Raw genomic sequence first — 25,914 nt, forward strand, 5'->3', positions numbered from 1 at the left:
CTCACCAGTTGCGGAAACGGGCCGGCGGGGCGTAAAGGCCGCCCGACCAGCGCACGAGGTCTTTGATGGAACGGGCCGCGAGCAGGTCGCGGTTGGCCCGGCGGGGATCGATGCCCAGGTCTTCGGCGCGGCGGATCACCCCGCGCTGGCGCAGCTGCTCGACCATCTGGCGGTCGCGGGCCATGCCCACCGGCGTGAAGCCGGCAACGCCGCGGATAGCCTGTTCGCGCTCTTCCGGCGTGCGGCACAGCAGCAGGTTGGCGATGCCCTCCTCGGTCACGATGTGGGTCACGTCGTCGCCGTAGATCATGATCGGCGGCAGCTCCATGCCCATGCTCTCCTGCAGCTTCCAGGCGTCCAGCTCCTCGACGAAGACCGGTGCCATGTGCTCGCGGAAGGTCTCGACCATCTGCACCACCAGCTTGCGGCCGCGGATCGCGTTGGGCCCGCCCGCCTCGCGGCCGGCCTTCAGCCAGGCCGGCGAGGCATGGCGGCGGCCGTGGGGATCGGAGCCCATGTTGGGCGCGCCGCCGAAGCCGGTGATGCGCCCCAGCGTGGCGGTCGAGCTGTTGCCGGCCAGGTCCATCTGCAGCGTCGAGCCGATGAACATGTCGCAGGCGTAGAGGCCGGCGGTCTGACTGAAGGCCCGGTTGGAGCGCATGCTGCCGTCGGCGCCGGTGAAGAACACGTCGGAGCGGGCCGCGATGTAGTTCTCCATGCCCACTTCGGAGCCGAAGCTGTGGATGGACTCGACACAGCCGGACTCGATGGCCGGGATCAGCGTCGGGTGCGGGTTGAGCGCCCAGTGGGTGCAGATCTTGCCCTTCAGGCCCAACTCGGTGGCGTAGGTCGGCAGCAGCAGCTCGATGGCCGCGGTGTCGAAGCCGATGCCGTGATTGAGGCGCTTGACGCCGTACTCGGCGTAGATGCCCTTCAGCGCCATCATCGCCATCAGCACCTGCACGTCGGTGATCTGCGCCGGGTCGCGGGTGAACAGCGGTTCGATGTAGTTGGGCCGCGGTGCAACGACGTAGAAGTCCACCCAGTCGGCGGGGACGTCCACTCGAGGCAGCGTATCCACCAGCTCATTCACCTGGGCGATCACGATGCCGCCCTTGAAGGCCGTCGCCTCGACGATGGCCGGCGTGTCCTCGGTATTGGGGCCGGTGTAAAGGTTGCCCGCGGCGTCCGCAGCGTGGGCGGCGATCAGGCATACGTTCGGGGTCAGGTCCACGAAGTAGCGGCCGAACAGTTCCAGGTAGGTGTGGATCGCGCCGATCTCGATCTGGCGGTCCTGCACCAGGCGGGCCAGGCGCCCGCCCTGGGGTCCGGAGAAGGAGAAGTCGAGCTTGCTGGCGATGCCGCGCTCGAACAAATCCACATGGCTGGGCAGGGCCAGCACCGACTGCACCATGTGCAGGTCGTGCAGGCGTTCGGGGCTGCAGTCGGCCAGGGTTTCGGAAAGGAAGTCGGCCTGCTTCTGGTTGTTGCCTTCGAGGCAGACCCGGTCGCCCGGTTCGATCACCGCTTCGAGCAGCTCGCCGACGCGGGGCGCCTCGACGCGGCGCGCCAGCCCGAGGGCAGCGGCCCGTTCCAGGCGCAGCTGGCGGCCACGGCGACGGGTGTCCCAGGCTCCGGCAGGATGGGGAGCGTTCATGGAATCTCCTGTTGTGTCAGGTTGGGGAGTCGGCTCAGCCGACGATGGCCTTGGTGGCCAGGAACAGGACCGACGGGCCCATCAGGCAGCCCAGGCCGGTGTGGAAGGTGGCGACCAGCGCGCCGTAGGGGACCAGGCGCCGGTCGGTGGCGGCCAGGCCCGCCGACACGCCGCTGACGGTACCGGCGAGGCCGCCGAAGACCATCGCCGAGCGCGGGTTGTCGAGGCCCATGAAGCGGGCGGCGACCGGCGTGAACACCATCACCATGATGGCCTTGATGAGGCCGGTGGCAATCGCCAGCGCCATCAGGTCGGAGCTGGCGCCGATGGCCGCACCGGTCACCGGGCCGACGATGTAGGTCACCGCGCCGGCGCCGATGGTGGTCATCGCCACCGCGTCGGTGTAACCCATCGACCAGGCCACGGAGGCGCCGACGATGAACGGAATGATGGTGCCCAGCAGCAGGGCCATCACACCGACCAGGCCGGCCTTCTTCGCCTCATCCACCTGCACCTCGAAGGCCGTGGCGACGATCGCAAAGTCGCGCATCATCGCGCCGCCCATCAGGCCGATGCCGGCGAACAGCTTGAGGTCGGCGAGGCCCTTGCTGCCACCGGTCTGGATGCCGCCCCAGTAGGCCAGCGCCAGGCCGATCACGATGGCGATGGCCGAGCCATGCACGCGGCCAAAAGTGAGCTTGCGGGACAGGTGGACCGAGATCCACATGATCAGGCCGACGAAGGCGAAAGCGCCGACGAGGCTGTTTTCGCGGATGGCGTGTTCAATCATTTCCATGCTGGTCTCCTCCGGCTCAGGACTCTTCGGCCACGGTGCCGGTCTGCCAGGCGGTGTCCTGGCGCTTCGGTCCCGTGCGGTTGATCAGGGCGATCGTGCAGGCGCACAGCAGTACCGCGCCGATGGCGGAGATCAGCGCCACCGGGCCGCCCTTGAGGGCTGCCACCACGTTCTGCTGAGCGGCCATGGCGACCACCACCGGGATGTACATGGCGGCCCAGAAACCGACACCCGCTTCCGTGGTATCGGGCATCAGGCCACGCTTGTGCAGATAAACCCGCGCCGAGATCAGCAGCATCATTGCGATGCCGACGCCACCGACGTTGGCCTTCACGCCGATGAAGGCGCCCAGCAGGTCGCCTATATAGACGCCGAGCAGATGGCAGGCGGCCAGGATGGCCGTTCCGTAAATGATCATTTCGTTTCCTCCTAGTGTGGCCAGGCCACGGTGATGGTTTGTCCTGAGCTTCTTGATGAGCTTTCAACGCGACCCATGAATTCACTAGAGACGCTTATGTATTCATAAGTTTTGTTTGTGTATACAAGATTAATCTCCGTGGACACAAAGTCAAGGGCTTTGTATAGTCAATCGAAAGGAGCAAAACATGGACGCACTCAACCCCACGCCGGTCCGGCGCTCGGAGCAACTCGGCGAAGAAATCGAGGAACGCATCGTCACCGGCGTGTACCCGCCGGGCATGCGCCTGGACGAACAGGAACTGGCCGCCGCCTTCGGCGTGTCACGCACGCCGATCCGCGAGGCGCTGATCCAGCTGGCGTCGATCGGGCTTGTGGATATCCGCCCGCGGCGCGGCGCCACCGTGCCGGAGATGAGCGCCGACCGGCTATGTGAAATGTTCGAGGTGATGGCCGAGCTGGAGTCGATGTGCGGCCGCCTGGCGGCGCGGCGCATCCTGCCGGCCGAGCTGGCCCGCCTGCGCGATGCCCACCAGGCCTGCGAGGAAGCGCGGGACGCCGGCAAGCCGGATCTGTACTACCAGCTCAACGAGGTCTTCCACCGCCGCATCTACGAAGCGAGCCACAACGGCTTCCTCGCCGAGCAGGCCACCGCGCTGCACCGCCGCCTGCGCCCCTATCGACGCCTGCAGCTGCGGGTGCGCAACCGCATGCAGTCCTCGTTCTCGGAGCACGCCGGCATCGTCGAGGCGATCGTCGCTGGCGACGGCGAGCAGGCCGCCAGCCTGCTGCGCGCCCACGTGGTGGTCCAGGGCGAGCGCTTCACCGACCTGGTCGCCACGCTGCGCCAGATGAACGCCCCGGCAGAGCCCGAGGCGGCTACCGCCCAGTAAGGACGCGTACTGCTCTCAAGGAAACGTCGGGCCGCCCCGGGTTTAACTGCCGCCCCCGGCAGCCCGGCCTTGGGTGCGCCTATAACGCGGCGCGGCCGCGCAGTTCGCCCGGCGTCACGCCGAACATGCCGCGAAAGGCTGCGATGAAGGCCGACGTGGATTCGTAGCCATGGGCCAGGGCCACGTCCGTCACGCTGTCGCCGGCCTCCAGCGCATCGAGGGACAGCAGCAGGCGCAGGCGCTGCCGCCACTCGCCGAAGCCGAGCCCGGTCTCCTTCACGAACAGGCGCGCCAGCGTGCGCTCCGAAGCGCCCGCCTCGATGGCCCACTGGGCCAGGCTGCGCGTATCGTCCGGCTGCTCCTGCAGCGCCGCGCAGATCACGCCGAGGCGCCGGTCCTTCGGCAGCGGCAGGCCGAAGCCGGCCCGCGGCAGGCCGGCCAGCTCGTCCAGCAGCACCGCCACCAGCCGCCCGGCCGGGCCGGTCTCGTCGTACTCCACCGGCAATTCGCCGATGCGCCGGATCAGCTCCCGCACCAGCGGGCTCATCTCCAGCACGCAGCATTCCGCCGGCAGGGCCGCCGCCGCGGCCGGCGTGACGTAAAGACTGCGCATTTCGGTGCGGCGGCGGTTGACCACCTGGTGCGGCAGATCTGGCGGAATCCACACCGCGAAGCGCGGCGGCGCCACGTAGTCGCCGGCGGCCGTGCGCACCCCGAGCACGCCGCTGCTGGCGTAGGACAGCTGACACCAGGGATGGCTGTGCTCCTCGGTCCATGAGCCGGGGGCCAGGCTTTCGTGGCGGTTGTAGAGCGGGCGCGGCAGGTTTGCCATGCTCGGCACGCTGCGCTTGTTCGGGGCGTTCATGGTGTTTTGTCCGTCAATCGCTATTCGTTGTCGATCTGTCGTTAGAAAGACAGCCTGCCACGCCTTAGAGTGCACCACCATACCCATAACGACATGGAGCCCAACGTGCCCTCCAACCCCAACACTGCAAGCGGCCTCCAGCAACTGCGCACCTGGCTGCACAAGGAATGGTTCCTCGTCGGCATGCTCGGCGCGGTCGTCCTCGCCACCCTGCTGCCCGACCTGGGCCGCAGCGGCGGTGTGCTGCATGGCGACGTGCTCACCGACATCGGCATCGCCATCGTGTTCTTTCTGCACGGCCTGGGCCTGTCCTTCGCCAGCCTGCGCCAGGGCATCATGAACTGGCGCATCCACGCGGTGGTGCAGAGCATGACCTTTGCGGTCTTCCCGCTGGTGTGGTTCATTGCCGACGCGCTGGTCGGCCAATGGCTGCCCCGCGACCTGGCATTGGGCTTCTGCTACCTGTGCGCGCTACCGTCCACCATCTCGTCGTCGGTGGCGATGACCGGTCTGGCCCGCGGCAACGTGCCGGCGGCGATCTTCAACGCCACCCTGTCGAGCGTGCTGGGCATCGTGCTGACGCCGCTGCTGGTCACGCTATTCACTAACGTGGACGGCCAAGGCCTGCCTTTCCTCGAAACCGTGCTGAGCATCGCCAAGCTGCTGCTGCTGCCCCTCGTCCTCGGCCAGCTGATGCGTCCGCTGCTGCACGCCTGGCACCAGCGCCACAAAAAGCTGACCAACCTGCTCGACCGCTGGGTGATCCTGATGCTGGTGTACTCGGCCTTCTGCGACTCGGTGGCCTCGGGCCTGTGGCGCAACAACGGCATCGGCACGCTGCTCACCGCGATGCTCGGCGCCGGCCTGGTGCTGGCCCTGGTGCTGGTGCTGTCCACCTGGCTGTCGCGGCGCTTCGGTTTCAAGGTGGAGGACGAGATCACCACGGTATTCTGCGGCTCGAAGAAGACCCTCGCCTCCGGCGTGCCGATGGCCAAGCTGCTGTTCGGCGCCAACCCGGCCATCGGCCTGATCGTGCTGCCGATCATGTTCTACCACCAGATCCAGCTCTTCGTGTGCTCGCTGCTGGCCAACCGCTACGCCCTGCGCAAGGACGCCGCGGCCCCCCATTGATGCGGCAGCGCGTCATAATGGCGGGTCGCCACCCACACCCGCCTTATGACGCCATGAGCACCGAATCCGCCAGCACCGTCCGCCACTTCGTCACCTACAGCGGCGTCAGCCTGCCGCTGAACCTCACCTCGCCCCTCGAAGAGGCGGACCTGCGCAACCGCATCACCTTCTACCGCGCCTACTACGACGCGGCCGACCGCATGACCACCTGCGAGAAGGTCGTCTACGGCGAGATCGAATCCGCCCACCATTACAGCTACTACCCGAGCGGCGCCCTGCAGCAGGCCAGGGTCGTGCAGGTGATCGACGAGGAAACCACGCTGATGGACTACGCCGAGGACGGCACCCTGCTCGCCTCGACCACGCTGGACGACTGAGCGGCGCGGAACTTCGCCTTGGCCATCCAGTCTGCAGAACGTCGCCGCTGCCTCAGCTGCAACCGCTGGGGTGGCGAACGGCGGCCCGGTGTCGAGCCCGACACCGTCGAATACGATGAGGACAACGACCGCGGCCCCTGCCAGGAAGGCCCCTGGCACGGCACCAGCCGCCGCGGCCCGCGCAACGCCTGCGGCCAGTGGCTGAAGTGGATCGCCCTGGAAAGCGCCCCGGCGGCGCCCGCCCCTGCCCCTCCGGACAAGACCGACCCATGACCACCCCGACCGACACGCCCGAATTCCTCGTCGCCTGCCTGTGCGCCGCCTGGTGCGGCACCTGCCGCGACTACCGCGCCGGCTTCGAAGCCATGGCCGAACACTTCCCGAACGCCCGCTTCCTGTGGCTCGACGTGGAAGACGAAGCCGACCTGCTCGACGACTACGATGTCGAGAATTTCCCCACCGTGCTGATCCAGCGCGCCGAGGACGTGCTGTTCTTCGGTACGATGCTGCCGCACCACCACCTGCTGCAGCGCACCGTCGAGACCTTCCACGCCCAGAGCCCGGAAGAAAGCCGCCACTACGCCCACTCCGACCCCTTGCGCAAAAGCTGGCAAAACGAATACAACCTGCGCAAGGCACTGGCCGACAGAGCCGAAGACTGAGCACAAGAACACATCGAGAGGAGAGAGACATGGACGACTGCGTTTTCTGCCGCATCGTGCGCGGCGAGCTGCCGGCATCGAAGGTCTACGAGGATGAGCACACCCTTGCCTTCCTGAACATCATGGCCGGCAACCCCGGCCATACGCTGGTCATCGCCAAGCCGCACCGGGAGAACATCTACACCCTGGAAGACGAACTCGCCGAGGCGGTGTTCCGCACCACCACGCGGGTCGCCAAGGCGGTGCGGGAAGCCGCCGGCTGCGAAGGCGTGTCCCTGTTCCAGGCCAACGAGGTCGCCGGCGGGCAGACAGTTTTCCATTTCCACCTCCACGTGCTGCCCCGCGTCACCGGCGACAAGCTGCCCGGCGTGTGGCCAGCCACCGCACCGAGCCGCGTCGAACTCGACGAGATGGCAGCCCGCCTGCGCGCCGCACTCTAGCCTCCGCCGAACATCGCCGGCCCCGCCCCTCGCGAGAGGCGCGGGGCTGTTTCCCATTGCCCCACCGATCATGATGCCGCGGCAGAGCGGCATCCCGAGACCATGCACATTCCCCTGCTGAGCCCGGAGGCCCCCTTCGCCATCCTGCTGATGATCGTCAGCGGTGCGCTGATCTTCGGCCCGCTGCGCAGCTGGCGGCGCTCCCTCGTCAACACCGGCGTGTTTTTCACCGCCAGCCTGCTCGGCGACCTGCTGGCAGGCAGCCTGGAAGGGCACATGGAACCCGCGGCGCTGCACTGGCTGCGCCAGATGGCAGTATTCGGCGAAGGGCTGGCGGTGATCCGCTACCTGGGCCTGGCCCTGTTCGACGTGGTGCTGCCGCGGATCGGCATCCGCATCTCCGGCATCCTCGGCGACATCCTGGTCATCGTCGGCTACGTGGCCTGGGCCTTCCTGCGCCTCAACCTGGCTGGCATGCAGTTGTCCCACCTGCTCACCACCTCGGCAGTCCTCACCGCCGTGGTCGCCATCTCGATGCAGGAAACCCTCGGCAACCTGCTCGGCGGGCTGGCCCTGCAGATGGACAACTCCCTGGAAATCGGCGACTGGATCCAGATGGACGACCTCGCCGGCCGCGTCAGCGACATCCAGTGGCGCTACACCGCCATCATCTGCCGCAGCGGCGAGCGGGTGCTGGTGCCCAACAGCCATCTGATGAAGAACCGCTACGCGCTGATCTGCAACAAACGCCAGACCCTGCCGCTGCAACGGCGCAGCATCGGCTTCGACGTCGATCTGTCGGTGCCGCCGGGCCGCGTGACGAGTACCGTGCTGCAGGACATCTCCACCGCCCGTATCCCCAACGTCAGCGCCACGCCGGCGCCCCAGTGCCTGCTGCTCAACTTCGGCCCGGGCTACGCCCATTACGCGGTGCGCTACTGGCTGCTCGATCCGGGGCCCGACGAAGCCACCGACTCGGAGGTCCGCCACCACATCCTCGCCGCGCTGCAGCGGGAAGGCCTGCGCCTGGCGGTGAGCGACCAGACCATCCATCTGGTCGCCGAGGGCGAAGCCCACCGGGAAGAAGTCCGTGCCCGCGAGCTGAACCGCCGCCAGCAGGCCATCGCGCAGATCGACCTGTTCTCGCGCCTGTCGGAGGCGGAGCAGCTGGAACTGGCCGGCCGCCTCGTCAACGCGCCCTTTGCCCGCGGCGACATCATGACCCGCCAGGGCGCCATCGCCCACTGGCTGTACATCATCGTCAGCGGAGAGGCCGAAGCCTGGTGGCAGCCCACCGATGGCAGCCCCCCGCGCCTGCTCGAAAAGCGCGGCCCGGGCAGCGTCTTCGGCGAACTCGGTCTGATGACCGGTGCGCCACGTCGCGCCACGGTGATCGCCGCCACCGACATCGAAGCCTACCGCCTCGACAAGGCCGGCTTCGAGCACATCATCCGCAGCCGGCCTGAGCTTGCAGAAGGCATGTCATCCATCCTCGAAGAACGCCTCAGCCACTTCCATGCCCTGGAAAGGGGGTATGCTGAGGATAAAACCGGCCAGAACGCCAACCGGGGCTCGGAAGTCGCCGCCCTGGGCAAGAAGATCCGCGAATTCTTCGGTCTCTGAGCCCTATAACAACGTCACTACGCGATCCGCCACCATGCCAGAACACTCCGCCGCCCTCGTCCCTGCCCTGGCGCAGGCCCTCACCGCCCGCCACGAACTGATCGCCCGCCTGGAAGCCGAACAGACCAACGCCTACCGCCTCTTCCATGGCACCGTGGAAGGCCGCCCCGGTCTCACCGTGGACCGCTACGGCGACCTGATCCTCGTACAGAGCTTCCACAGCCCGCTGAGCGTGGCCGAAGAGGAAGCTGTCACGGCCTTCTACGCCGAGGCCTGTCCGGGGCTGGACCTGGTCTACAACGACCGCAGCCATTCCAACTCGCGCGTCAGCAATCCGCTGCCGCCCGCCCAGCTGGCCAAGGCCGAAGCCCTGCGCGAATTCACCGAACTGGGGGTCAAGTACAACGTGCAGGCCCGCCACGCCGGGCAGGACCCGTGGCTGTTCCTCGACCTGCGCGCCGCACGCCGCAAGGTGATGGCGGAAGCCGCCGGCAAATCGGTGCTCAATGTGTTCGCCTACACCTGTGGCGTCGGCGTCGCTGCCGCCAAGGCCGGCGCCCGCCACGTGGTGAACGTGGACTTCGCCGAATCCAGCCTGTCCGTCGGCAAGGCCAATGCGCGCCTCAACGAACTGCCGATCCGCCTGCGCTTCGTGAAGAGCGACGCCTTCGCGGCAATGCGCCAGCTGTCCGGCATCGGCCAGCCGAAGGTGGTGCGCGGCAAACGCATGCCGCCTTTCCCGGAACTGGAAAAACACAGCTTCGATCTGGTCTTCCTTGACCCGCCCCGCTACGCCAAGAGCGCCTTTGGCGTGGTGGACCTGGTCAACGACTACCCGGCGCTACTCAAGCCGGCCCTGCTGTGTACGGCCGAAAGCGGCGCCCTGGTGTGCTGCAACAACGTCGCCCAGGTGGACCGCGACGCCTGGGCCGACCAGCTTGTGCGCAGCGCCCGCAAAGCCGGACGCGAGGTACGCGCGCTGGAATGGATCACGCCGGAGGAGGATTTCCCGAGCACGGACGGCAATCCACCGCTGAAGACGGTGCTGCTGCGGGTTTGAGTCCGGCCGGATTCGCCCGCGCAGGTCGCGGGTTCAAATCCCTTCCTTGCCGCCCTTATTACCTACTCGTCCGCGTCCGGGTCCCGCTCGTCTTCCTTCGCCGCAGCCGCCGCGGCCCGCATGGCGGCGTGGGCCTCCATCATGGCAGCACGGGTCGTCGGCGTTTCCAGGCTGACGCGGCCGAGGGCGCCATCGCGGTAGTCCTGCAACAGGATCAGCGAGGCCTTCTCGATGTCCAGACCGCCGCCCTTCAGGCGGCAACCGCGGCGCATCGCGATCGCCTCCACGAGCGCCGGACCGTCCAGGCCGTCGACCGCCACCCCGTAGCGCTTGGCGACCAGGGCCGGGTAACGCGCCAACAGCAGGTCACCAAGGAAGTTCGCAACCTCCTCATCAATCACCGCGTTGCGGCCGATGGCGTGGCTGGCGGCAAGCATGAAACCATCGGAGTCATGCTCGATCTTCGGCCACATCATGCCCGGCGTGTCGATGAGGGTTGCCGTCGGCGACAGGTCGAGGATCTGCTGGCTCTTGGTCACCGCCGGCTCGTCGCCGACCTTGGCCACACGCTTTTTCAGCAGCGCGTTCATCAGCGTCGACTTACCCACGTTGGGGATGCCCATGATCATCATGCGCAGCGGCTTCAGACGGTCGTTGCGGTGCGGCGCCAGCGGCCGGCACAGGCCAACCACCTTGGCTACGTCGCTGGGCTTCTTGCACGACAGCGCCACCGCGTTGACGCCCTTCTGGGCGTTGTAATGGGCAATCCATTGGGCCGTCACCGCCGGATCGGCGAGGTCGGCCTTGTTGAGGATCTTCAGGCACGGCCGCTGGCGATGCAGGCGCAGTTCGCGGATCATCGGGTTGCTGCTCGCTTCGGGCAGGCGGGCGTCGAGCACCTCGATGACCACATCGATGCGCTCCATGCTCTCCGCCGCCTTCTTGCGGGCGGACGTCATGTGACCGGGAAACCACTGGATGGACATGGGCGTGCGTTGAATCAATGAAAGCCCGCCATTATCAGGGCAAAATGGCGTCCCTCGAAGGAAATCCCCGGAAACACCGCACCATGAACCACGAAGAAATCATCGCCGCGACCCGCGAATGGATCGAAAAGGCCGTCATCGGCCTCAACCTGTGCCCGTTCGCCAAGTCGGTCTACGTCAAGAACCAGGTCCGCATCGTGGTCAGCGATGCCCGCCACCTCGACGCCTTCCTTGAGCAACTGGACGAGGAACTGGACCATCTGGCGTCCGTCGATCCCGAAGTCACCGATACCACGCTGCTGGTGCATCCGACGCTCTTCCCCGACTTCCTCGACTTCAACGACCTGGTGCAGATCGCCGACGAGGCCGTCAGCGAGCACGAACTGGACGGCGTGCTGCAGATCGCCAGCTTCCACCCGGACTTCCAGTTCGAGGGCACCGAGCCGGACGACATCACCAACTATACCAACCGCTCGCCCTACCCGACCCTGCACCTGATCCGCGAAGCGAGCATCGACCGCGCCGTGGAAGCCTTCCCGGAGGCCGAGATGATCTACGAGCGCAACATGGAAACCCTGCACAAGCTCGGCATCGCCGGCTGGAAGGCCCTCGGCCTGGCCGAGTCCAAGAAGCATGGCCAGGAATAAGCCCGCCGCGGGCACCGCCCGCCCGGCCGCCGAGGCCAAGCCGGCAGTCCATCCGGAGATCCGCCCCGGCCAGTCGATCGAGCTGCTGAAGGAACTCCACATCCTGACCCGCGACGGCCAGCTCAACCAGGACAGCCGGCGCAAGCTCAAGCAGGTTTATCACCTGTACCAGTTCATCGAGCCGCTGCTCGCCGAGGTGCTAGAGCAGCACGGCGACCTGAGCCTCGCCGACCACGGTGCCGGCAAGTCCTACCTGGGCTTCATCCTCTACGACCTGTTCCTCAAGGCCAAAGAGGCCGGCACGGTCTATGGCATCGAAACCCGCGCCGAGCTGGTCGCCCGCTCCCGCGAGCTGGCCGAACGGCTGAGCTTCCCGCGCATGCGCTTCCTGGATGTGAGCGTGGAGGAATCCACCCGCTCCACCGAGCTGCCCGAGCGCATCGATGTCGTCACCGCGCTGCACGCCTGTAACACCGCCACCGACGACGCGATCCAGTTCGCCTTCGCCAAGAATGCCCGCTTCGTGGTGCTGGTGCCCTGCTGCCAGGCCGAGGTGGCCAGCGTGCTGCGCCAGAACAAGAACGCCAGCTTCAGCATGACGCCCCTGTCGGAGATCTGGCGCCACCCGATCCACACGCGGGAATTCGGCAGCCAGCTCACCAACGCGCTGCGCTGCCTGCAGCTGGAAGCCCACGGCTACCAGGTCACGGTGACCGAGCTCGTCGGCTGGGAGCACTCGATGAAGAACGAGCTGATCATCGCCCGCCACACCGGCCAGCCGCGCAAGAACGCGATGGAGCGCATCGAGGCGATCCTGGCGGAACTCAACCTCAACGAGCTACGGAGCCGCTTCGCGTGCTGACGGCCGGGCTGGCTGCGGCCGCGGCGCTGCTGGTCGCCGTAGCACCGCGGCTGCCACGCCTGCGCGAGCGCTACGACACCGCCGCGCTGCAGCCGATCACCGGCCAGCCCGCGAACGATGAAGGCCCGGCGACGCTGGATATGGCCTTACAGGATTGGGTCATGGAAGGTGCGGGGTCGGGCGCCACGCTATTTCCCTGGCGCTTTCCCGCCGCGCCATACCCGCTGGCCTGCGCCGCCGTCAGCCTGACGCAACGGCGCCGTGTACTTGCCTTCGGCTACCGGCTGGCCGGCTATAACCAGCTCGACACGCGCAGCCGCCTCGGCGGCATCGCCTACCGGATCGGCGTGCAACTGCGTCCGCTGCTGTGGTTCCTGCCACGGCGGAACGATGAGCCTTGGGACGACGCGTGGCTGACCGACGTGGATGACGCTCGCCTCGCCGCCCTAGCCTGCTGGCGGCCGCGGCGCCCGACGTTGATCGTGCTCGATGCGGCCGCAGCCGGCTTCGCACCGCGCGTCATCGATGCACTCAACGCGGGAATCAGCCGCAACGGCAATCGGCAGCCGGTTCGCCTCCTGATCCTCGGCGACATCGACCACAAGGACGCGGCCTCTGCCGCTTACCGGGATTTCCGCGACCTGCCCGATCAACGGAACGGATAAGCGTTCATCTTTCCCAGAGAGTCCTTCTGGACGGGCTTCGGCTTGGGCTGCACCGGCTTGACCGGCGGCCAGCGACGACCATAGATGGGGGCAGGATAAACCGTGCTCCAGTGCTCAGCGTCCTCCTTGCCCTGTTCGCGCAGCTGGGCCTCTACCCGCCTGTCCGCATCCAGACTCCGCTGGCGCTCGACCGCTTCGGCACTTCGCCGGGTGTCCAGTTCACGGGCATCGTCGAGCAGCCGTTCGCCGCGCCGGCGCGCCTCCGCCTCCTCCCCGGGACTTAAGGGCGGCGGCACCTCGACGGTCTGTGCCCGGCTATCGGCAGCACATGGTCCATCGGTATAGGTCACCCGCCCGTCGCTGCCGACGCATTTGAAAACGGCCAAAGCCGGCCCTGCCAGCACAACGCTCAGCAGCCCCGCCCAAACCCGTATGCGCCCCATGCGCGCCTCCCCTGGCCGTTCTTTCCAGTCCGAAGACTAGATCGATTCAGCACCGTTGGCGAGGACGGAAGACACGCCCATAACAGCTTCGGGACTAGGCCTCCCTCCCCTCGCCCACCTCTGGAACGAAGAGCAGCGAGCGCCATTCGTCGTCAAGCAGGAAACTCTCCGCATCCGGGCCGCAGATCCACCGCACCCAGCGCCGCACCGCGGCCAACAGGAAACGCCTCATCTTCATCTCCCACCGATCTTGCCGATCCGGGCAAAGGAACGCCCGTGATGACGATGGTAAGCAGATCTGGTGACAGCAAGCTTGCAGAATCGCTGCGGACGAGTGAACGCGCTGCGACGGACAACACCCGCAGCACGGCCGGCTGCGCGACGGACGAGAGACGAACGAAAACGGGGAAAACGATCACTCGTTTTCCCCGTTGCATTCTGGAGCGGCAGAAGAGTCTCGAACTCTCGACCTCAACCTTGGCAAGGTTGCGCTCTACCAACTGAGCTACTGCCGCATACTACTTGGAGGCGCGAGCCGGAGTCGAACCGACCTACACGGATTTGCAATCCGGTGCATAACCGCTTTGCTATCGCGCCTTAAATCAATCGGGGAAGCAGGTTTTGCTTCCCCGTAAAATCTGGAGCGGCAGAAGAGTCTCGAACTCTCGACCTCAACCTTGGCAAGGTTGCGCTCTACCAACTGAGCTACTGCCGCGTGACAGACCGCCATTATAGGCAAAATTTCTTGTCTGTCAAATTAAACCGCAATCTTTTTATTGGCTGCGCTTGCTCAGTTCCGGCCAGGCGCAGCGCATGTAGTAGCCCATGGACCACAACGTCAGCACCGCCGCCACATAGATCAACACCGTACCGATCCCCATGCTGTCGAAACCGAGGATGGGTGCCTGGAACAGCAGCAATGGAATCGCCGACATCTGGGCTGCCGTCTTCAGCTTGCCGACGAAGGCCACCGCCACGCTGCCAGCCGCCCCGACCTTGGCCATCCACTCGCGCAGCGCCGAGATGGTGATCTCGCGCCCGATGATGACCAGCGCGATCAGCGAATCGACCCGGCCGAGGTGCACCAGCACGATCAGCGCCGCCGCTACCATCAGCTTGTCGGCCACCGGATCGAGAAAGGCGCCGAAGGCCGAGGTCTGTCCCAGGCTGCGCGCCAGGTAACCGTCGAACCAGTCGGTGACCGCCGCCGCGACGAAGGTCAGCGTGGCGACCAGATTCTTGTCCTCCGGTGACATCACGCTTGCGGGAAGGTAATAGATGCCGACGAAAAACGGAATCAGGGCAATGCGTGCCCAGGTAAGCGAATTGGGAATATTGAAGAGCATGTCGGCGTTCACTGGCTATCGCAGTGAATTGTATATCTGTTCTGCCAAGTGCCGGTTGATACCCTCGACGCGACAGAGGTCTTCCACCGTGGCATTGCGCACACCGTCCATGCCGCCGAAGGCCGCCAGCAGCTTGCGCCGCCGCGTCGGGCCGACCCCGGCGATGTCTTCCAGGCGCGAAGTATTGCGGGTCTTGGCCCGCCGCGCACGGTGGCCGGTGATCGCGAAGCGGTGGGCCTCGTCACGGATTTCCTGGATCAGGTGCAGCGCCGGTGCGTCGGGACGCAGATGCACGGGCTCGCGGCCATCCGGGAAGACCAGTTCTTCCAGGCCGGGCTTGCGGCTCTCGCCCTTGGCGACGCCGAACATCGTGATGGCTTCCAGGCCGAGTTCGGCCAGCACTTCCTTGGCGACGCCCATCTGCCCCTTGCCGCCGTCGATGAGGATCAGGTCCGGCTGCACGCCCTCGCCAGCGGCCACTTTCTCGTAGCGCCGGGTCAAGGCCTGGCGCATCGCCGCGTAGTCGTCGCCGGGGGTGATGCCGCTGATGTTGTAACGGCGGTATTCGGACTTCTTCATCGCCTTGCCGTCCCACACCACGCAGGAAGCCACCGTGGACTCGCCCATCGTGTGGGAGATGTCGAAGCACTCGATGCGGTTCGGCGTGTCGGCCAGCCCCAGCGCATCGCGCAGGGCGTCGAGACGTTGCTCGCCGCGGGCGGACTCCTGCTCCCTTGCCAGCAAGGCGAGGCCGGCATTGTTCTCGGCCATGCCCATCCAGGCCCGCTCGTTCTCGTAGCGTGCCGCCATTACCGCGACCTTGCCCTCGACCACCTCTTCGAGAGCCTCCTTGACGGTGGCAGGCTCGAGATTGACGAGGATCTTGCCGGGCAGCGGCTGATCCAGATAGTGCTGCTCGACGAAGGCCACCAGCGCGTCCAGCGGCGTGCAGCCCTGGGCGTTGCTGGGGAACAGCGGCCGGTCGCCAAGATGCCGGCCGCCGCGGATCATCGCCAGGTTGACGCACACCATGCCCCCCCGCTCCACCGCAGCAATCACGTCCACGTCCTCGTCCTTGGCACTCTCGACGAACTGCTTGTGCAGCACCGCCTGCAGGTTGCGGATCTGGTCGCGGTACATCGCAGCTTTCTCGAAGGCCAGCGCGTCGGAGGCGTCCAGCATGCGTTTCGACAGATCGTCGATCACCTCGGTGTGGCGGCCATTGAGGAACAGGCTGGCCGTCTGCACGTCGGCCGCGTAGGCCTCCTTGTCGATCAGCCCTACGCAGGGCCCAGTGCAGCGCTGGATCTGATGTAGCAGACAGGGCCGTGAGCGGTTGCTGAAGGTAGAGTCCTCGCAGGTGCGCAGACGGAAGATCTTCTGCATCAGGTGCAGGCTCTCGCGCACTGCCCAGCTGTTGGGAAACGGCCCGAAGTAGCGCACGCCCTTCGCGAAGCCGCCGCGGTGATAGTAGATCTGCGGGAAGTCGCCGCCGGACAGGGCGATGTAGGGATAGGACTTGTCGTCCCGGAACAGGATGTTGTACTTCGGCCCGAGGCTCTTGATGAGGTTGTTCTCGAGGATCAGCGCCTCGGCCTCGGAACGGGTGGCGGTGGTGTCCACCCGCAGCACCTGGCTCACCATGATCGCGATGCGCGGACTCAGCTGGGTGCGCTGGAAGTAGGACGACACCCGCCGCTTGAGGTTCTTGGCCTTGCCGACGTAGAGCACCACCTCGTCGGCACCGATCATGCGATAGACCCCGGGCTCCTCGGTCAGGGTGCGCAGGAAGGCCTTGGCGTCGAAGCTCATGGCAGGGGTCCGGATCAGGCCAGCGCCAGCACGGCCTCGCGGGCAGCGCGGTAATCGGCCCAGTCGGCCAGTTCGGCGGGCGTCGCCGGGGCGCTGCCGGCCCGCGGGCGCAGCGCGGCGATGCGGGCGGCGCTGTCGGCATCTACCACCGGATGCCATGCATCGAGCAGACGCACGGCCAGTTCGGGGCGGTTGCACACCAGCACCATGTCGCAGCCGGCGCCATGGGCGGCCTCGGCGCGGGCGACGATGTCGCCCGCCACACTTGCGCCTTCCATCGTCAGGTCGTCGCTGAAGATCACGCCGCCGAAGCCGACACGCTGGCGCAGCACGTCCTGCAGCCAGAAAGGCGAGAAACCGGCCGGGCGTGCATCGATGTTGCGGTAGATCACGTGGGCCGGCATCACACCGCCCAACTCACCGGCCAGTTGCAGGAAGGGCTGCACGTCCTCGGCCCACACGGCATCGAAGCTGCGCTCGTCCACCGGGATCGCCACATGGGAATCCGCCTCCACCGCGCCATGCCCCGGGAAATGCTTGCCGACCGCCTTCATGCCCGCTGCGGCCAGACCGCCGACGACGGCACGGGCGAGCTCGGTGGCCACCTCCGGCTGGCGGTGGAAGGCCCTGTCGCCGATCACCGTGCTGACGCCGTAATCCAGATCGAGGACCGGCGCGTAGCTCAGGTCCACATCATGGGCGCGCAACTCGGCGGCCAGCACCAGGCCGGCCTGGCGCGCCGCGGCGCGGGCAGCGGCGGGGTCGCTATCCCACAACTCGCCAAAACGGCGCATCGCCGGCAGGCGCGTGAAGCCCTCGCGGAAACGCTGCACCCGTCCGCCTTCGTGGTCCACCGAGATCACCAGGCCGGGGCGCACCGCGCGGATCGCCGCGGTCAGCGCCCGCAGCTGTTCCGGCTCGGCGTAGTTGCGGGCGAACAGGATCACCCCACCGACCAGCGGGTGCTGCAGGATCTCCCGCTCCTCGGCGGTGACTTCGTGCCCGACCACGTCGAGCATGATCGGACCGGGCTGGGTGTGGGATGGCTTCATGGTTTCTCGATGACAGCAAAGGCGACGACGTAATCGGTTTCGTCGGAAAGACTCAGATGGGCGACCAACCCGCGTTCCTGCAGGTAGTCCGCCAGCGCTGGCGCATATTCGAACACCGGCTTGCCCAGCGCATCGTGGCCAACCCACAGCGCATGCAGCGTGGCCGGCGCGGCGACGCCGATGCCGAGAGCCTTGCCGAAGGCCTCCTTGGCGGCGAAGCGCTTGGCCAGCAGGCGGGCCGGGGCACGCGACTGAGTGAAGGCCTCCCGCTCGGCCTCAGCCAGGATACGCGCGGCAAAACGCTCTCCGTGACGCGACAGGGCTTCCTCCATGCGGGCGACCCGCACGATGTCCGTGCCGACGCCGTAGATCACGGCCGGGCGCCGCGCTCCGCGGCTTCCCGCATCAGGCGCTTCATTTCCCGCACCGCCTCGCGCAGGCCGGTGAACACCGCGCGGCTGACGATGGAGTGGCCGATGTGCAGTTCGCGGATACCCGGCAGGCGGGCGATCGGCTGGATGTTGTAGTAGTTGAGGGCGTGACCGGCGTTGAAGCGCAGGCCGAGGCCACGGATTGCCTCACCCGCCGCAGCGATCTTGGCGATCTCGGCCAGCACGGCGGGACTTTCCGCGTCCCGTCCGGCGGCATGGAAGGCGTGGGCGTAGGGCCCGGTGTGGATCTCGCAGACCCGCGCGCCGATGCGTGCGGCGGCCTCCACCTGGGCCGGCTCGGCATCGATGAAGACGCTTACGATGATGCCCTGGTCGGCCAGGCGCGCGACGGCCTCCTTCAGGCGGGCTTCCTGGGACACGATGTCGAGACCGCCTTCGGTGGTCACCTCGTGGCGGCCCTCCGGCACGAACATCGCCATTTCCGGCTTGATGTCGCAGGCGATGCCGACCATCTCGTCGGTGGCTGCCATCTCCAGGTTGAGCTTGATCTGCGTGAGCTCGCGCAGCTTGCGCACGTCGGCGTCCTGGATGTGGCGGCGGTCTTCGCGCAGGTGCACGGTGATGCCATCCGCGCCACCCAGGTGAGCCTCGACGGCCGCCCAGCTGGGATCGGGCTCCCAAGTGCGGCGCGCCTGGCGCAGGGTGGCAACGTGGTCGATATTGACGCCAAGTTCGATCAAGACGGATCTCCGGGAAAAGCCAAAAGTTCGGTGAAGACGCGGCGGGACTGCAGCACCTGCCCGCCGAGGTAATACTGGATCAGGCGGCGCATCAGGGCCTTGCTCTGGGCAAGGGTCTCCGGATTGCGGAAATTGCCCTGCGTCATGTCGAGCAGCGTGCGCCCGCTGACGGTCACGGCGTCGTCGGCGACTTCGTCACCCACCAGCACCACACCGCGTTCGATTATATAAGTGTAGAAAGCATCGGACCGGACCGGCGTCCCGTCCTGCTCCATGTCCAGGCTGAGGCCGTAGCCGAGCTCCTGCAGCAGGGCCAGCTCGAAGCGGCGCAGCACGACTTCCTGGGAGTCGTTGGCGGCCAGCGCCCGCAGTGCCTCGCCGTAAGCCTTGTGGAGCGCCGGATGGGCGTCTTCCCGCGGCAGCAGGCGCATCAGCAGTTCATTGGCGTAGTAGGCGCACAGCAGGGCCTGGCCGCTCAGCAGCGGCTGGCCACCCTGCCATTCGGCACGCACCAGGGTCTTCATCTCGCCACCGCCGCTCCAGTCGATCAACAGCGGCTGGAAGGCCATCAGCACACCGCGTAGCTGGGACATCGGCCGCCGCGCGCCCTTGGCGACGAGGCCGACGCGGCCGTAATCGCGGCTAAACACCTCGACGATCAGGCTGGTCTCCCGGTACGGATAGCTGTGCAGCACGAACCCCGGCTGCTGGTCGACGCGCGGCCTGGCGCTCACGGGGAAAGCTTATTCGTAGCCGAGGCTCTTGAGAGCCCGTTCGTCGTCGGCCCAGCCGCTCTTCACCTTGACCCACACTTCCAGGAAAACCTTGGATTCGAAGAGCTTTTCCATCTCGACGCGGGCTTCGGTGGCGATGCGCTTGAGGCGCTCACCGCCCTTGCCGATCACCATCGCCTTGTGGGGCGCCTTGTCGACGATCACCGCCGCGTGGATGCGGCGCAGGCCGGGCTCGGCCTCGAACTTCTCGATCTCCACCGCGATGCCGTAGGGCAGCTCTTCGCCGAGCTGTCGGAACAGCTTCTCGCGCAGGAATTCGGCGGCCAGGAAGCGCTCGCTGCGGTCGGTGATGTCGTCCGCGTCGAAGATCGGCTCGCCTTCCGGCAGATAGGGCGCCGCCGCCTTCAGCAGCTCGTCAGTATTGCGGCCCTTCTCGGCGCTGACCGGCACGATCTCGGCAAACGGATAGATGGCGCTCACCTTCTGCAGAAAAGGCAGCAGGCGTGCCTTGTCCTCCAGCATGTCCACCTTGTTGACGACCAGGATCACCTTCGCGCCTTCCGGCAGCAGCTTGACGACCTGCTCGTCCTCGGCACCGTAACGGCCGCTCTCGATGACGAACAGCACCAGGTCTACGTCGGACAGCACCTGCGTGACGGTGCGGTTCATGGCCCGGTTGAGGGCATTTTTGTGACGGGTCTGGAAACCCGGCGTATCGACGAAAATGAACTGCGAGGCGCCCTCGGTCAGCACGCCGGTAACCCGGTGGCGGGTCGTCTGCGCCTTGCGCGAGACGATGCTGATCTTTTGGCCAATCAGGCGGTTGAGCAGCGTGGACTTGCCGACGTTGGGGCGTCCGACAATGGCCACGAAGCCGGTCCGGAAAGCGGACTCGGCGGGAGATTGAATATCGGTCATTACTTGGGTAAAAGTTCCAGCGCCCGCTGGGCGGACTGCTGTTCGGCAGCGCGGCGACTCACGCCGATGCCGCGGGTCTTGAGGCCGAGGCCGGCGACTTCGCACTCGACCTCGAATTCCTGTTGATGGGCTTCGCCGCGGGTGTCGGCGAGGGAATAACGCGGCAGCGGCATGCGCTTGCCCTGCAGCCACTCCTGCAGTGCGGTCTTCGGATCCTTCAGCGCGCGGGCCGGATCGAGGCCGGCGATCGACGCTTCGTAAAGACGGTCGATGACGGTCTTGGCGGTCTCGAAACCCGCATCCAGGAAGACCGCCGCGAAGATCGCCTCAAGCGCGTCAGCGAGGATGGACGGACGACGGTGCCCACCGCTCTTCAGCTCCCCCTCGCCGAGGCGCAGGTAGTCGCCGAGCTTCAGTCCATCCGCCAGGCGATGCAGGGTTTCCTGGCGGACCAGGTTGGCGCGCAGGCGCGACATGTCCCCTTCGCGCAGCTCGCTGAAACGGCCGAACAGGGCCACCGCAGTCACGCAGTTGAGGACGCTGTCGCCGAGGAACTCCAGCCGCTCGTTATGGGGAGAGCCGAAGCTACGGTGGGTCAGCGCCTGCTCCAGCAATTCAATTCGGGAAAAGCGATGGCCGATGGCCTGCTGCAACACATCCAGCTTCATGACGGATTACTTGCTGGCCGAACGAACAGAGAAGTCGACGACCAAGCTGACATTGGAAACCAGCGGGACCTTGCGGGAGTAATCCACGGAGATGACGACGTGGCCGTTCTCCTTGGTGATGTCGAGATCCGCGGCGGTCACGCTGGAAATATCGTCGACGCTGGCGCGCTTGGAGAAATCGCTACGCAACTGGGACACCGTTGCGGTCATCGGATCCGCACCCGAAGCCACTGCGGAGATGGCCCGCTTGATGCCGAAGTACTCGCTGACCACCGGCACCATCTTGAAAGCCACCAACAAGCAGGCGCCCAACAGGGCCCCGACAAGAAGCACGCCGATCAGGCTGAGGCCCGACTGTCTCGTTCGCGTCATCATTAATGGAAGCTACCGATACGTTTGAGATCGCTGAAGTTGAACCAGATGAAGAAGGCCTTGCCGACGATGTTCTCCTCCGGCACGAAGCCCCAACCGCGGCTGTCGAAGCTGCCGTCCCGGTTATCACCCATCATGAAGTAATGACCAGCAGGTACGGTGCAGGACACGCCGCGACTAGTATAGGTGCAGTTTTCCCGGAACGGGTACTGGGTGATCTGGGAAACGAAGGCTGGCGCCTCGTTCTCGACGATGATACTGTGCTCTACGTCACCGAGCTTCTCGGTAAAACGCGGCGAGTAATACAGGCGATCGGCATGCAGGTAGTCACCGGCAGGCTGCTGCGGCATTGCCTCACCATTGATGGTCAGCTTCTTGTCGAAGTATTCCACCTTGTCACCCGGCAGGCCGACAACCCGCTTGATGTAGTCCAGAGATGGATCGCCGGGGAAACGGAAGACCATCACATCACCGCGCTTGGGCTCATTGACGGCAATCACCTTCTTATTGATGACCGGCAGGCGGATGCCGTAGGTCCATTTGTTCACGAGGATGAAGTCGCCGACCAGCAGCGTCGGGATCATCGAGCCGGACGGGATCTTGAACGGCTCGACGACGAAAGAGCGCAGGCAGAACACCACCAGGATCACCGGGAAGAAACTCGCCCCGTACTCCACCCACCAAGGCGACTTGGCCCCGACCGCCCGCCGCCTGCTGGCCACGAAGTAGTCGAGGGCCCACAGGGCGCCGCTGAGCACCAACAGACCAAACAGAATCAACGCGAAATTCACGCCTGCACTCCCGAACCGGCCATCAGCCGGTTATTTGCCTTCATCGACCCGCAGCACGGCCAGGAAGGCCTCCTGCGGAATTTCCACGTTGCCGACCTGCTTCATGCGCTTCTTGCCCTCCTTCTGCTTCTCGAGGAGCTTCTTCTTCCGCGTGATGTCGCCGCCGTAACACTTGGCCAGCACGTTCTTGCGCAGGGCCTTGATGGTTTCCCGGGCCACGATGTTGGAGCCGATGGCAGCCTGGACGGCCACGTCGAACATCTGGCGCGGGATCAGCTCGCGCAACTTGGCCACCAGTTCACGGCCGCGGTACTGGGAGTTGGCCCGGTGCACGATGATCGACAGCGCATCGACCTTCTCGCTGGACACCAGCACATCGAGCTTGACCAGATCGGCCGCACGGTACTCCTTGAACTCGTAGTCGAGCGATGCATAGCCGCGGGAGACGGACTTCAGCTTGTCGAAGAAGTCCATCACCACTTCATTCATCGGCATGTCGTAGATCAGCTGCACCTGACGGCCGTGGTAGAGCATGTCCACCTGCGCGCCGCGCTTCTGGTTGCACAGCGTGATCACCGGCCCCACGTATTCCTGGGGCAGGAAGATGACGGCCTTGATGATCGGCTCACGCACCTCGTCAACCTTCGACAGATCGGGCAGCTTCGACGGGTTGGAAATCTGCTCGACGGTGCCGTCCTTCATCAGTACCTCGTACACCACGGTCGGTGCCGTGGTGATGAGGTTCATGTCGAACTCGCGCTCGAGGCGCTCCTGCACGATTTCCATGTGCAGCAGGCCGAGGAAGCCACAGCGGAAACCGAAGCCCAGCGCCTGGGACACCTCCGGCTCGAACTGCAGTGAAGCGTCGTTGAGGCGCAGTTTTTCCAACGACTCGCGCAGCTGGTCGTATTCGTTGGACTCGACTGGATACAGGCCGGCGAACACCTGCGGCTTGATCTCCTTGAAGCCGGCCAGCGGCTCGGCGGCCTTACGTCCGGCCAGGGTGATGGTGTCGCCGACCTTGGCCGACTTGAGTTCCTTGATGCCGGCGATGATGAAGCCCACTTGACCGGCGGACAGGCTCTCCCGCGGCAAAGACTTGGGCGTGAACACACCAACCTGCTCACACAGGTGCTGGGCTCCGTTGGACATGAACAGGATCTTGTCCTTCGGGCGGAGGGTGCCATCCACCACGCGCACCAGCATCACCACGCCCACGTAGTTGTCGAACCACGAGTCGATGATGAGGGCCTTCAGCGGTGCGTCGGGATCGCCCTTCGGCGGCGGAATGCGGGCGATCACGGCTTCGAGGATGTCCTCGACGCCCATGCCGGTCTTGGCCGAGCACGGGATCGCGTCGGATGCATCGATACCGATGACGTCCTCGATCTCCTGCTTGGCGCCATCGGGGTTCGCCTGGGGCAAGTCCATCTTGTTGAGGACCGGTACCACTTCGACGCCCTGGTCGAGCGCCGTGTAGCAGTTGGCCACGGTCTGCGCCTCGACGCCCTGGGATGCATCCACCACCAGCAGGCCGCCTTCGCAGGCAGCCAGCGAGCGGGACACTTCATAGGAGAAGTCCACGTGTCCCGGGGTGTCGATGAGGTTCAGGTTGTAGATCTGGCCATCGCGGGCACGGTAGTTGAGCGCCGCGGTCTGGGCCTTGATGGTGATGCCGCGCTCACGCTCGATATCCATCGAGTCGAGTACCTGGGCTTCCATCTCCCGCGAGGAGAGGCCACCGCAAAGCTGGATGATCCGGTCGGCCAGCGTGGACTTGCCGTGGTCGATATGGGCAATGATCGAAAAGTTTCTGATGTGTTGCATGTCGGCCATGAAAAAGGGTGCCGGTGGGCACCCTGAATAAATTTTGTTTGCCTGGCAAAGACTTGGATTCTAACCGATACGCCGGAAATGAGCACGGACCGCCGCTTCGTCGAGGAAGTAATGGCACAGTTCGGTCTCGCCCGCCAGCACCACCGGAACCTTTTCGCTCCACACTTCCTCGAGCTCGGGAAAGGCATCCACGTCCACCACCTCAATGACAAAGCCCAGTTCCTGCTGCAACGGCGCCAGCGCATCGACGAGATCGTGGCACAAATGGCACCACTCCCGGCTCAGGACAGTCAGCGTGCGTTCAGCGCTCAATCGTTCTCACCGGCACAAAGGTCTGGAAGTCGCCGCGCAACACCAGCAGGGTCACGGTTTGCCCCGCCTCGAGGCCGGCGACGACCTTGTTGAAATGATCCACGGAGCGGATGTCGGTACGCCCGCCCTTCACCACCAGCGCCAGGATCGCATCGCCGGACTGGATCTCGGAAGCCCGCGCCGATGCACTGCGCAGCGCGTCGACGACCACCCCACCACCGGAAAAGCGCACATCACGCTTCTGGTCCGCAGTGGGCTCGACGACCAGGATACCCAGCTTGTTCGGCGAGGAATCCGGCCGGGCGACCTTGGCCGCAATCTTGCGCGCCTTGTCGTCGGGCAACTCGGCCACCACCACGGAGAGATCACGCGTCGCGCCCTTGCGCCACACCTGCAGAGGAACCTTACTACCCGGTCGGGTGCTGCCGACGGCCCGCGGCAGATCGCCCGACACGCCAATCGTCCGGCTATCGAAACGCAGGATGATATCCCCCTGCTCGATACCGGCCTTCTCCGCCGGGCTACCTTTTTCAACGGAGCTCACCAGCGCGCCGACCGGCTTGCCCAGCCCGAAGCTGTCGGCCAACTCACGGGACACTTCCTGGATGACGACACCGACGCGCCCGCGCTGCACGCGGCCATTGCTGCGCAACTGGCTCTGCACCTCCATCGCCACATCAATGGGAATCGCGAAAGACAGGCCCATGAAACCACCGGTGCGGCTGTAGATCTGGGAATTCATCCCGACGACCTCGCCCTTCATGTTGAACAGCGGCCCACCCGAGTTGCCGGGATTGATCGCCACGTCCGTCTGGATGAAGGGCACGAAACTTTCCTGCGGCAGGGCACGCCCCTTGGCGCTGACGATACCGGCCGTCACCGAATTCTCAAATCCGAAAGGCGAACCGATAGCCACGACCCAGTCGCCAACCCTCAACCTAGCCGGGTCACCAAGCGTCACCTTGGGCAGGCCAGTGGCTTCGATTTTCAGCAGCGCCACATCACTGCGCGGATCCGCCCCCATCAAGCGGGCCCTGAACTCGCGCTTGTCCGTCAGCTTGACGACAATCTCGTCTGCACCTTCCACAACGTGCGCATTGGTCAGCACATAGCCATCCGGAGACACGATGAAACCAGACCCGAGGGAACGGTTGTCCGGCTCGATCCGCGGTGCGCCCGGATGACGGGGAACGAAGCGCCGGAAGAAATCGAACATCGGGTCGTCTTCATCCAGGCTCGGCACCGGCCCTTTGCCCGGCCGTACCGCCTGGGTGGTGCTGATATTGACGACCGCCATGCCCTGACGCTCGGCCAGCTCGGCGAAATCCGGCAGATCCCGCGACAACGCTATCACCGGCACACCACCAACCAGCAGGCACCCCGCCACCAACAAGGCACGGCAACAACGGAGCATCAC

At 65.8% G+C, this 25,914-nt stretch carries 31 protein-coding genes and 3 tRNA genes; 11 read left to right on the plus strand and 23 right to left on the minus strand.

Annotation, left to right across the window (positions count from 1 at the left end):
* Window position 1: 1 nt before the first annotated feature.
* From mdcA to madL, 3 genes are read right to left on the minus strand one after another with little or no spacing between them, the layout of a single operon-like run.
* Window positions 2–1,657 (minus strand): malonate decarboxylase subunit alpha, encoded by a 1,656-nt coding sequence (gene mdcA / locus AC1PQG_RS17530; protein WP_481119100.1) that lies wholly within the window; start codon window positions 1,655–1,657, stop codon window positions 2–4.
* A 34-nt stretch (window positions 1,658–1,691) separates the two neighbouring features.
* Window positions 1,692–2,453 carry a malonate transporter subunit MadM gene (gene madM / locus AC1PQG_RS17535; protein ID WP_374486591.1) on the minus strand — a complete coding sequence of 254 codons (762 nt, stop codon included), beginning with the start codon at window positions 2,451–2,453 and terminating at the stop codon, window positions 1,692–1,694.
* A 16-nt stretch (window positions 2,454–2,469) separates the two neighbouring features.
* Window positions 2,470–2,871 (minus strand): malonate transporter subunit MadL, encoded by a 402-nt coding sequence (madL, locus tag AC1PQG_RS17540; RefSeq protein ID WP_481119101.1) that lies wholly within the window; start codon window positions 2,869–2,871, stop codon window positions 2,470–2,472.
* 187 nt (window positions 2,872–3,058) lie between these two features.
* Between madL and AC1PQG_RS17545 the strand changes: the two genes are divergently transcribed.
* Window positions 3,059–3,763: a GntR family transcriptional regulator gene (locus tag AC1PQG_RS17545; RefSeq protein ID WP_079436846.1), complete on the plus strand. Its 705-nt coding sequence runs from the start codon at window positions 3,059–3,061 to the stop codon at window positions 3,761–3,763.
* Between the two features lie 79 nt (window positions 3,764–3,842).
* On the opposite strand, the gene AC1PQG_RS17550 is transcribed toward AC1PQG_RS17545, so the two are convergent.
* Window positions 3,843–4,628: an AraC family transcriptional regulator gene (locus AC1PQG_RS17550; protein ID WP_481119102.1), complete on the minus strand. Its 786-nt coding sequence runs from the start codon at window positions 4,626–4,628 to the stop codon at window positions 3,843–3,845.
* A 105-nt stretch (window positions 4,629–4,733) separates the two neighbouring features.
* On the opposite strand from AC1PQG_RS17550, the gene AC1PQG_RS17555 reads away from it, so the two are divergent.
* The 7 genes from AC1PQG_RS17555 to AC1PQG_RS17585 all read left to right on the plus strand — a co-directional run bounded on the left by AC1PQG_RS17555 (window position 4,734) and on the right by AC1PQG_RS17585 (window position 9,921).
* The gene (locus AC1PQG_RS17555) at window positions 4,734–5,759 is read left to right on the plus strand and encodes a bile acid:sodium symporter family protein (RefSeq protein WP_481119103.1); all 1,026 of its coding nucleotides are present in this window, start codon (window positions 4,734–4,736) and stop codon (window positions 5,757–5,759) included.
* Window positions 5,760–5,812: 53 nt separating this feature from the next.
* On the plus strand, window positions 5,813–6,136 hold the full coding sequence (locus AC1PQG_RS17560; RefSeq protein WP_481119104.1) for a DUF6156 family protein: 324 nt from the start codon (window positions 5,813–5,815) through the stop codon (window positions 6,134–6,136).
* An 18-nt stretch (window positions 6,137–6,154) separates the two neighbouring features.
* Window positions 6,155–6,409: a hypothetical protein gene (locus AC1PQG_RS17565; protein ID WP_481119105.1), complete on the plus strand. Its 255-nt coding sequence runs from the start codon at window positions 6,155–6,157 to the stop codon at window positions 6,407–6,409.
* Complete coding sequence (locus AC1PQG_RS17570; RefSeq protein ID WP_481119106.1) at window positions 6,406–6,798, plus strand: thioredoxin family protein; 393 nt, start codon at window positions 6,406–6,408, stop codon at window positions 6,796–6,798. The genes AC1PQG_RS17565 and AC1PQG_RS17570 overlap by 4 nt, the downstream gene beginning before the upstream one ends.
* A gap of 29 nt (window positions 6,799–6,827) precedes the next feature.
* Complete coding sequence (locus tag AC1PQG_RS17575; protein WP_481119107.1) at window positions 6,828–7,238, plus strand: HIT family protein; 411 nt, start codon at window positions 6,828–6,830, stop codon at window positions 7,236–7,238.
* 102 nt (window positions 7,239–7,340) lie between these two features.
* Window positions 7,341–8,861 (plus strand): cyclic nucleotide-binding domain-containing protein, encoded by a 1,521-nt coding sequence (locus AC1PQG_RS17580; protein ID WP_481119108.1) that lies wholly within the window; start codon window positions 7,341–7,343, stop codon window positions 8,859–8,861.
* A gap of 34 nt (window positions 8,862–8,895) precedes the next feature.
* Complete coding sequence (locus tag AC1PQG_RS17585; protein ID WP_481119109.1) at window positions 8,896–9,921, plus strand: class I SAM-dependent rRNA methyltransferase; 1,026 nt, start codon at window positions 8,896–8,898, stop codon at window positions 9,919–9,921.
* A 62-nt stretch (window positions 9,922–9,983) separates the two neighbouring features.
* On the opposite strand, the gene ylqF is transcribed toward AC1PQG_RS17585, so the two are convergent.
* On the minus strand, window positions 9,984–10,907 hold the full coding sequence (gene ylqF / locus AC1PQG_RS17590; RefSeq protein ID WP_481119110.1) for a ribosome biogenesis GTPase YlqF: 924 nt from the start codon (window positions 10,905–10,907) through the stop codon (window positions 9,984–9,986).
* Window positions 10,908–10,990: 83 nt separating this feature from the next.
* Between ylqF and AC1PQG_RS17595 the strand changes: the two genes are divergently transcribed.
* Genes AC1PQG_RS17595 through AC1PQG_RS17605 form a run of 3 tightly spaced genes read left to right on the plus strand, consistent with a single transcriptional unit; the run spans window position 10,991 to window position 13,081 of the window.
* Complete coding sequence (locus tag AC1PQG_RS17595; protein ID WP_481119111.1) at window positions 10,991–11,554, plus strand: DUF1415 domain-containing protein; 564 nt, start codon at window positions 10,991–10,993, stop codon at window positions 11,552–11,554.
* Entirely contained in the window at window positions 11,541–12,416 is an 876-nt protein-coding gene (locus AC1PQG_RS17600) for a class I SAM-dependent methyltransferase (protein ID WP_481119112.1), read from the plus strand. Before AC1PQG_RS17595 ends, AC1PQG_RS17600 begins: the two co-directional genes overlap by 14 nt.
* Window positions 12,410–13,081 (plus strand): hypothetical protein, encoded by a 672-nt coding sequence (locus AC1PQG_RS17605; protein WP_481119113.1) that lies wholly within the window; start codon window positions 12,410–12,412, stop codon window positions 13,079–13,081. The genes AC1PQG_RS17600 and AC1PQG_RS17605 overlap by 7 nt, the downstream gene beginning before the upstream one ends.
* Here AC1PQG_RS17605 and AC1PQG_RS17610 read toward each other — a convergent pair.
* The 18 genes from AC1PQG_RS17610 to AC1PQG_RS17695 form a co-directional block, all read right to left on the minus strand.
* The gene (locus AC1PQG_RS17610; RefSeq protein WP_481119114.1) at window positions 13,066–13,524 is read right to left on the minus strand and encodes a DUF4124 domain-containing protein; all 459 of its coding nucleotides are present in this window, start codon (window positions 13,522–13,524) and stop codon (window positions 13,066–13,068) included. The two genes, AC1PQG_RS17605 and AC1PQG_RS17610, sit on opposite strands and share 16 nt — an antisense overlap.
* A 94-nt stretch (window positions 13,525–13,618) precedes the next feature.
* A complete protein-coding gene (locus tag AC1PQG_RS17615) occupies window positions 13,619–13,762 on the minus strand; it encodes a hypothetical protein (RefSeq protein WP_481119115.1) in 144 nt (47 codons plus the stop codon).
* A 201-nt stretch (window positions 13,763–13,963) separates the two neighbouring features.
* Window positions 13,964–14,039: transfer RNA gene (locus AC1PQG_RS17620), tRNA-Gly, on the minus strand.
* A gap of 8 nt (window positions 14,040–14,047) precedes the next feature.
* Window positions 14,048–14,121, minus strand: a tRNA-Cys gene (locus AC1PQG_RS17625).
* Window positions 14,122–14,163: 42 nt separating this feature from the next.
* Window positions 14,164–14,239: transfer RNA gene (locus AC1PQG_RS17630), tRNA-Gly, on the minus strand.
* Window positions 14,240–14,297: 58 nt separating this feature from the next.
* Window positions 14,298–14,870, minus strand: coding sequence for a CDP-diacylglycerol--glycerol-3-phosphate 3-phosphatidyltransferase (pgsA, locus tag AC1PQG_RS17635; protein ID WP_481123026.1), 573 nt, complete (start codon window positions 14,868–14,870; stop codon window positions 14,298–14,300).
* Window positions 14,871–14,885: 15 nt separating this feature from the next.
* Complete coding sequence (uvrC, locus tag AC1PQG_RS17640; protein WP_481119116.1) at window positions 14,886–16,682, minus strand: excinuclease ABC subunit UvrC; 1,797 nt, start codon at window positions 16,680–16,682, stop codon at window positions 14,886–14,888.
* A gap of 14 nt (window positions 16,683–16,696) precedes the next feature.
* Window positions 16,697–17,734, minus strand: a complete 1,038-nt coding sequence (gene nagZ, locus AC1PQG_RS17645; RefSeq protein ID WP_481119117.1) for a beta-N-acetylhexosaminidase — start codon at window positions 17,732–17,734, stop codon at window positions 16,697–16,699.
* Window positions 17,731–18,108, minus strand: a complete 378-nt coding sequence (acpS, locus tag AC1PQG_RS17650; RefSeq protein WP_481119118.1) for a holo-ACP synthase — start codon at window positions 18,106–18,108, stop codon at window positions 17,731–17,733. The genes nagZ and acpS overlap by 4 nt, the downstream gene beginning before the upstream one ends.
* Entirely contained in the window at window positions 18,105–18,866 is a 762-nt protein-coding gene (locus AC1PQG_RS17655) for a pyridoxine 5'-phosphate synthase (RefSeq protein ID WP_481119119.1), read from the minus strand. Before AC1PQG_RS17655 ends, acpS begins: the two co-directional genes overlap by 4 nt.
* The gene (gene recO / locus AC1PQG_RS17660; protein WP_481119120.1) at window positions 18,863–19,600 is read right to left on the minus strand and encodes a DNA repair protein RecO; all 738 of its coding nucleotides are present in this window, start codon (window positions 19,598–19,600) and stop codon (window positions 18,863–18,865) included. Before recO ends, AC1PQG_RS17655 begins: the two co-directional genes overlap by 4 nt.
* 9 nt (window positions 19,601–19,609) lie before the next feature.
* Window positions 19,610–20,518 (minus strand): GTPase Era, encoded by a 909-nt coding sequence (gene era, locus AC1PQG_RS17665; RefSeq protein ID WP_481119121.1) that lies wholly within the window; start codon window positions 20,516–20,518, stop codon window positions 19,610–19,612.
* A complete protein-coding gene (rnc, locus tag AC1PQG_RS17670) occupies window positions 20,518–21,186 on the minus strand; it encodes a ribonuclease III (protein ID WP_481119122.1) in 669 nt (222 codons plus the stop codon). Before rnc ends, era begins: the two co-directional genes overlap by 1 nt.
* A 6-nt stretch (window positions 21,187–21,192) precedes the next feature.
* A complete protein-coding gene (locus AC1PQG_RS17675; protein WP_481119123.1) occupies window positions 21,193–21,558 on the minus strand; it encodes a DUF4845 domain-containing protein in 366 nt (121 codons plus the stop codon).
* A 2-nt stretch (window positions 21,559–21,560) separates the two neighbouring features.
* Window positions 21,561–22,349 carry a signal peptidase I gene (gene lepB, locus AC1PQG_RS17680; RefSeq protein WP_481119124.1) on the minus strand — a complete coding sequence of 263 codons (789 nt, stop codon included), beginning with the start codon at window positions 22,347–22,349 and terminating at the stop codon, window positions 21,561–21,563.
* A gap of 30 nt (window positions 22,350–22,379) precedes the next feature.
* Complete coding sequence (gene lepA, locus AC1PQG_RS17685; protein ID WP_481119125.1) at window positions 22,380–24,176, minus strand: translation elongation factor 4; 1,797 nt, start codon at window positions 24,174–24,176, stop codon at window positions 22,380–22,382.
* 69 nt (window positions 24,177–24,245) lie between these two features.
* A complete protein-coding gene (locus AC1PQG_RS17690) occupies window positions 24,246–24,497 on the minus strand; it encodes a glutaredoxin family protein (RefSeq protein ID WP_481119126.1) in 252 nt (83 codons plus the stop codon).
* Window positions 24,487–25,911 carry a DegQ family serine endoprotease gene (locus tag AC1PQG_RS17695; protein WP_481119127.1) on the minus strand — a complete coding sequence of 475 codons (1,425 nt, stop codon included), beginning with the start codon at window positions 25,909–25,911 and terminating at the stop codon, window positions 24,487–24,489. Before AC1PQG_RS17695 ends, AC1PQG_RS17690 begins: the two co-directional genes overlap by 11 nt.
* Between the last annotated feature and the right edge of the window lie 3 nt (window positions 25,912–25,914).

This window comes from Zoogloea sp. GDB6 (assembly GCF_056724105.1).